General features: G+C 72.8%; 2 protein-coding genes. Both read right to left on the bottom strand.

Going from position 1 to position 2,376, the window contains the following annotated elements:
• Positions 1-106: 106 nt before the first annotated feature.
• Entirely contained in the window at positions 107-757 is a 651-nt protein-coding gene (locus FV223_RS25545) for a class I SAM-dependent methyltransferase (RefSeq protein WP_147729569.1), read from the bottom strand.
• A 51-nt stretch (positions 758-808) separates the two neighbouring features.
• Positions 809-1,966 (bottom strand): tRNA 2-thiouridine(34) synthase MnmA, encoded by a 1,158-nt coding sequence (gene mnmA, locus FV223_RS25540; protein WP_147729568.1) that lies wholly within the window; start codon positions 1,964-1,966, stop codon positions 809-811.
• Positions 1,967-2,376 lie beyond the last annotated feature (410 nt).

Genomic DNA, 2,376 nt, shown 5'->3' with positions numbered 1-2,376 from the left:
CCGCTCTGCACGAAGATCGGCTGGTCGTCGGACTTCAAGTCGACCCGGATCGAGGCCTGGGCGCGGCGCAACGGCGTCGAGTTCATCGGCGTCGCGCCGGCCGCGGTCACGCGGGCTTACGCATCCGCAGGATCTTGAAGAACCCGCCCGGGAAGGTCGGCGCGACGCCGATGAACTCGACGCCGTTGCGCCGCGCCCAGGCCTCGATCCGGGTCGACTTGAAGTCCGACGACCAGCCGATCTTCGTGCAGAGCGGCGCGACGATCTCCTCGACCTTCGCCACCGGTCCCTCGGTCTGCCCGAAATGGTTGGCGAGCACGATGCCGCCGCCGGGGCGGACCACCCGCAGGAACTCGGACAGGGCGGCTTCCGGGTCGGGCACCAGGGTGATCAGGAACTGCGCCACCACCGCGTCGAACGACGCATCGGCGTAGCCGAGGCGGCAGACGTCCATCACCTGCAGGCCCTTCACGTGGGTAAGGCCGCGGCGCTGCACCTTGCGGCGGGCGCGCTTCAGCATGTCCTCGGACAGGTCGACGCCGCAGACGAAGCTGGCGCGCGGGTAGTAGCCGAGCGACAGGCCGGTGCCGACGCCGGCCTCGAGGATGCGCGGGCCGCTCTCGGCGGCGGCGGCCACCGCGGCCCGGGCGGCCGGCTCGGTGAGCTTGTCGTAGACCACGTCGTAGACCGGCGCCCAGCGGGCATAGGCCTTGCGCATCAGGGCGGTGCTCGGCCCGGCCTCCGGCTCGCTCAGCATTCGTGTTCTCTTCCGGTCTCGAGGGGGATGTTCAGAGCGGGCCGCGTCGGATCACGCGGCTCTCGCCGCGCCCGCCGAGGCTGCGTCGATGCGGCGGATCGTGCCGCCGCCGAGCACGCGTCCGCGCGGGGTCTCGTCGGCGTAGATCGCGCAGGCCTGGCCCGGCGAGACCCCGTCCTCGGGCACGGCCAGGACGATCTCGGCGGCGCCGGTCGCGGGGTCGTAGTCGAGCCGCGCAAGGCGCGGCTCGCGGGTCGAGCGCACGCGCACCGCGACCGCCATGTCGGAGACGGGGCCCGGTGCCCCGAGCCAGTTCACGTCGGTGAGCCGGATGCGGTGGGTCGCCAGCGCGGTGCGCGGGCCGACCACCACGCGGGCGGTGTCGGGTTCGAGCCGGACCACGTAGAGCGGCTCGGGCGAGGCCACGCGCAGGCCGCGGCGCTGGCCGACCGTGTAGTGGATGATGCCCTCGTGGCGCCCGAGCGCCTGGCCGTCGAGATCCACGATCTCGCCCGGCCGCGCGGCGTCGGGGCGGAGCCGCGCGATCAAGTCGGCGTAGCGGCCCTGCGGCACGAAGCAGATGTCCTGGCTGTCGGGCTTCTCCGACACCACCAGCTCCAGCTCGCGCGCCAGGCGCCGGGTCTCGTCCTTGGGCAGCTCGCCGAGCGGGAACCGCAGGAAGTCGAGCTGGTCTTGCGTCGTGGCGTAGAGAAAGTAGCTCTGGTCGCGCGCCGGATCGAGGGCGCGGTAGAGCGCGCGGCGCCCGCCCTCCCCCGGCAGCGCCCGGCTCGCGACGTAATGGCCGGTGGCGAGGCAGTCGGCGTCGAGGTCGCGGGCGGTCGCCAGCAGGTCGCGGAACTTGATCGAGCGGTTGCACTCGACGCACGGGATCGGCGTCTCGCCGGCCAGGTAGCTCTCGGCGAACCGGTCGATCACCGCGTCGCGGAAGCGGTCCTCGTAGTCGAGGACGTAGTGCGGAATGCCGAGGCGCTCGGCGACGCGGCGGGCGTCGTGGATGTCCTGGCCGGCGCAGCACGCGCCCTTGCGATGGGTCGCGGCGCCGTGGTCGTAGAGCTGCAGGGTGATGCCGACGACGTCGTAGCCCTGGCGCTTCAGCAGCCCGGCCACGACGGAGGAATCGACGCCGCCGGACATGGCGACGACGACGCGCGTCTCGTGCGGGGGCTTGGCAAGATCGAGGGAGTTCATGGCGCCGGGTCTGACGGCGGCACGGGTCTGCGAAGATCCCGCCGCACGGGCCTGTCTATAGTGTGTGTCGTTCGGCGTTTCCAGGGCGCGTCCCGATCGCCGCGGTCGACCGCCCCGGCAAGTCCTGCCGGGCACGCGGCAGCATCGGCCCGCGGCGGCATGATCCCCCAGCCGGTCCGCCGCCGAAAGACGATGTTTCTCAGTCTCTTGGCTCGGCGCACGCGCTGGCCTGTCGCTTGCTCCACTGCCGGCAGGAGAGCGTGCATGGCGGTGGGAACGACGGACTTCGTGGATGCGGCGGCGCGGGCATCCGCCCGCGCGACGACGCGCGACCTGGCGGATGCGGCGGCGGCGCATGCCCGCTTCGGCCGCGATCTCGAAGCCGCCACCGCCAAGGACAACGCCCAGGC

The sequence above is a fragment of the Methylobacterium sp. WL116 genome, from assembly GCF_008039455.1.
Taxonomy (GTDB): Bacteria; Pseudomonadota; Alphaproteobacteria; order Rhizobiales; family Beijerinckiaceae; genus Methylobacterium.
The sequence above is the reverse complement of the archived record's forward strand: the minus strand, read 5'-3'. Positions and strand labels throughout refer to the sequence as shown.